The sequence below is a fragment of the Mesorhizobium sp. M2A.F.Ca.ET.039.01.1.1 genome, from assembly GCF_003998035.1.
In the GTDB taxonomy this organism is placed as follows: Bacteria; Pseudomonadota; Alphaproteobacteria; order Rhizobiales; family Rhizobiaceae; genus Mesorhizobium.
In genome coordinates this window covers 1-3580 of record NZ_RZRY01000645.1, presented here as the reverse complement: position 1 = coordinate 3580, position 3580 = coordinate 1, and the positions used below count along the sequence as shown (strand labels likewise).

The window sequence follows — 3580 nt, the reverse complement described above, 5'->3', positions numbered from 1 at the left end:
GAGTAGGGGAGTAGGGGAGTAGGGGGAAGAGGATCGGCAGCGGGTGACTTCCCTACTGCCCTATTCCCTTACTCCCCTACTCCCTTATTCCCCTACTAAGCGGCCAGATCGCGCAGCACGTACTGCAAAATGCCGCCGTTCTTGAAGTAGTCGAGCTCATCCAGCGTATCGATGCGGCAGATGATCGGCAGGTTCTTCACCGTGCCGTCGCCATAGGTCACCTTGGCGACCATCTTCTGGCGCGGCTTGATCGCGTCCAGGCCGTCGATCTCGACCAGCTCGTCGCCCTTCAGATTGAGGGAAGCCCATGAGGTGCCTTCCTCGAAGACGAAGGGGATGACGCCCATGCCGACCAGGTTCGAGCGATGGATGCGCTCGAAGGACTGGGCGATGACCGCGCGGACACCGAGGAGGTTCGTTCCCTTGGCCGCCCAGTCGCGCGAGGAGCCGTTGCCGTATTCGACGCCGGCGAAGATCACCAGCGGCACGCCGTCCTTCTTGTACTCCATGGCGGCGTCGTAGATCGACATCTCCTCCTTGGAAGGATAGTGGATCGTGTAGCCGCCCTCGCGGCCGTTCTCGCCCAGCATGTGGTTGCGGATGCGGATGTTGGCGAAGGTGCCGCGCATCATCACCTCATGGTTGCCGCGCCGCGTGCCGTACTGGTTGAAGTCGGCGACGCCGACGCCATGCTCGGTGAGGTACTTGCCTGCCGGCGATGCGGCCTTGATCGAACCCGCGGGCGAGATGTGGTCGGTGGTGATCTTGTCGCCGAAGAGGCCGAGCACGCGCGCGCCCTTGATGTCGCCGACCTTGCCGAAGGCGCGGCCCACGCCGGCGAAATAGGGCGGGTTCTGCACATAGGTCGAATGGTCGTCCCAGGCATAGGTCTGGCCTTCCGGCGCCTTGACCTTCTGCCAGTAGGCGTCGCCCTTGAAGACGTCGGCATATTTGCGGGCGAACAGCTCGCGGGTGACGTTCTTCTCGATGAACTCCTGGATCTCGGCCGAGGTCGGCCAGATGTCCTTGAGATAGACCGGCTTGCCGTCGCTGCCCTCGCCGAGCGGCTCGGTGGTCAGGTCCTTGGTCACCGTGCCGGCCAGCGCATGCGCCACCACCAGCGGCGGCGAGGCGAGGTAGTTCGCCTGCACATCCGGCGAGACGCGGCCTTCGAAGTTGCGGTTGCCGGAAAGCACCGCGGCTGCGATCAGGCCCTTGTCGTTGATGGTCTTGGAAATCGGCGCCGGCAGCGGGCCGGAATTGCCGATGCAGGTGGTGCAGCCGAAGCCGACCAGGTTGAAGCCGATCTGGTCGAGCTCCTTCTGCAGGCCGGATTTTTCCAGATATTCGGCCACCACCTGGCTGCCGGGGGCGAGCGAGGTTTTCACCCACGGCTTCTGCTTCAGGCCGCGCCGGTTGGCGTTGCGGGCCAAGAGGCCGGCGCCGATGAGCACGCTCGGGTTCGAGGTGTTGGTGCAGGACGTGATGGCGGCGATGACGACGTCGCCATGGCCAAGATCGTGGCCGGTGCCTTCGACGGCATAGCGCTTCGAGGTCTCGGCGGCCTTCTTGTATTCGGTCTCCATCGCCTTGGCGAAGCCGGCCGGAACGTCCTGCAGGGCGACGCGGCCCTCGGGGCGCTTCGGCCCGGCCATCGACGGCACGACGTCGCCGAGGTCGAGTTCGAGCAGGTCGGTGAAGACCGGATCGGCGGAGCCGGCGTCACGCCACATGCCTTGCGCCTTCGAATAGGCCTCGACCAGGGCGATGCGGTTCTCCTCGCGGCCGGACATGGTGAGGTAGCGGATGGTTTCCGAGTCGACCGGGAAGAAGCCGCAGGTCGCGCCATATTCCGGCGCCATGTTGCCGATGGTGGCGCGGTCGGCCAGCGTCATGTTGGAGAGGCCGGGGCCGAAGAACTCGACGAACTTGCCGACGACGCCCTTCTTGCGCAGCATCTGGGTGACGGTGAGCACCAGGTCGGTGGCGGTGACGCCTTCCTTGAGCCTGCCGGTGAGGCGGAAGCCGATGACCTCCGGCAGAAGCATGGAGACCGGCTGGCCGAGCATCGCGGCCTCGGCCTCGATGCCGCCGACGCCCCAGCCGAGCACACCGAGGCCATTGATCATGGTGGTGTGCGAATCGGTGCCGACGCAGGTGTCGGGATAGGCGACCGTCTCGCCATCCTCGCTGTTGGTCCACACGACCTGTCCCAGATATTCGAGATTGACTTGGTGGCAGATGCCGGTGCCGGGCGGCACGACGCGGAAGTTGCGGAAGGCCTGCTGGCCCCATTTCAGGAACTTGTAGCGCTCCTCGTTGCGCTCATATTCGAGCTCGACATTGCGGGCGAAGGCCATCGGCGTGCCGAACTCGTCGACGATGACGGAATGGTCGATGACGAGGTCGACTGGCACCAGCGGGTTGATCTTTTCCGGATCGCCGCCGAGCGCCTTGATGCCGTCGCGCATGGCGGCGAGGTCGACCACGGCCGGAACCCCGGTGAAGTCCTGCATCAGCACGCGGGCAGGGCGATAGGCGATCTCGACGCCGGCGGTGCCCTTGTCGGCCAGCCAGGCGGCGACCGCCTGGATGCTCTCCTTGGTGACGGAGCGGCCGTCTTCGTTGCGGAGCAGGTTCTCCAGCAGCACCTTCATAGAATAGGGCAGCTGGGCGATGCCGGTGAGGCCATTCTTCTCGGCCTCAACGAGGTCGAAATAGACATAGTCCGCACCACCCGCGGTCAGGGTGCGGCGGCAATTGAAACTGTCGAGGGATTTTGACACGTGCGATCCGTCCTTGTCTGTTCAGCCTGAAAGGGAACGGACGCCGATGGCATGCAATCACGCGCAAAGGTGCGGGTACGGCCATTTCCGCTGTCCGCTCCCAAGCAACCCGAGCCGTTCAAGGCGGCGCGTGCGCTGGTTCGGCGCTAATTCTGTTCCCGCGCCGACCGCTGGCACGGATGAACCGCATATAGAGAATTTCCTGGAATAGTTCTAGACAGACAAAAGGCAAATTTGTGCGATGCGGCGACGGCTGCGAAACGGTGCTTTCGGAACGGGCAATGATGCGGCTGATCGCCGAAAATCTGGGCGGCGAGCGCGGCGGCGAGGCGGTTTTTTCCGGCATCGGCTTTGCGCTCGACAAGGGCGAAGCGCTCATCGTCACCGGGCCGAACGGCTCGGGCAAATCGACCCTGCTGAGGGTAGTCGCCGGGCTGCTGCCGGTTGCCCGGGGCAAGGTGCTGGTCGAAGGCGGTGGCGAGGCTTTCCCGACGGTCGCCTCCGCCTCGCACTATCTCGGCCATCTCAACGCGATGAAGACGGCGCTCAGCGTCGAGGAGAATCTCGGCTTCTGGCGGGCCTTCCAGGGCGAACCGGCATTGAGCGTCGAGGAGGCGCTGGAGACGGTGGCGCTCGGCGGGCTCGGGCATCTGCCCTTCGGCTATCTGTCGACCGGGCAAAGGCGGCGGGTGTCGATCGCCAAGCTTCTGGTCAGCCATAGACCGGTATGGCTGCTGGATGAGCCGACGGCGGGGCTGGACAAGGCTTCGGAGGAGCGGTTCGCGGGGCTGATG

2 protein-coding genes are annotated in these 3580 nt (G+C 64.8%); one reads left to right on the top strand and one right to left on the bottom strand.

The genetic code is table 11. From position 1 onward, the window contains the following. Window positions 1–95 precede the first annotated feature (95 nt). Complete coding sequence (gene acnA / locus EOA24_RS31060) at window positions 96–2786, bottom strand: aconitate hydratase AcnA (RefSeq protein WP_126080436.1); 2691 nt, start codon at window positions 2784–2786, stop codon at window positions 96–98. 284 nt (window positions 2787–3070) lie between these two features. On the opposite strand from acnA, the gene ccmA reads away from it, so the two are divergent. Beyond that, on the top strand, window positions 3071–3580 hold a 510-nt coding region (gene ccmA, locus EOA24_RS31055), incomplete at its 3' end, for a heme ABC exporter ATP-binding protein CcmA (RefSeq protein WP_127410445.1).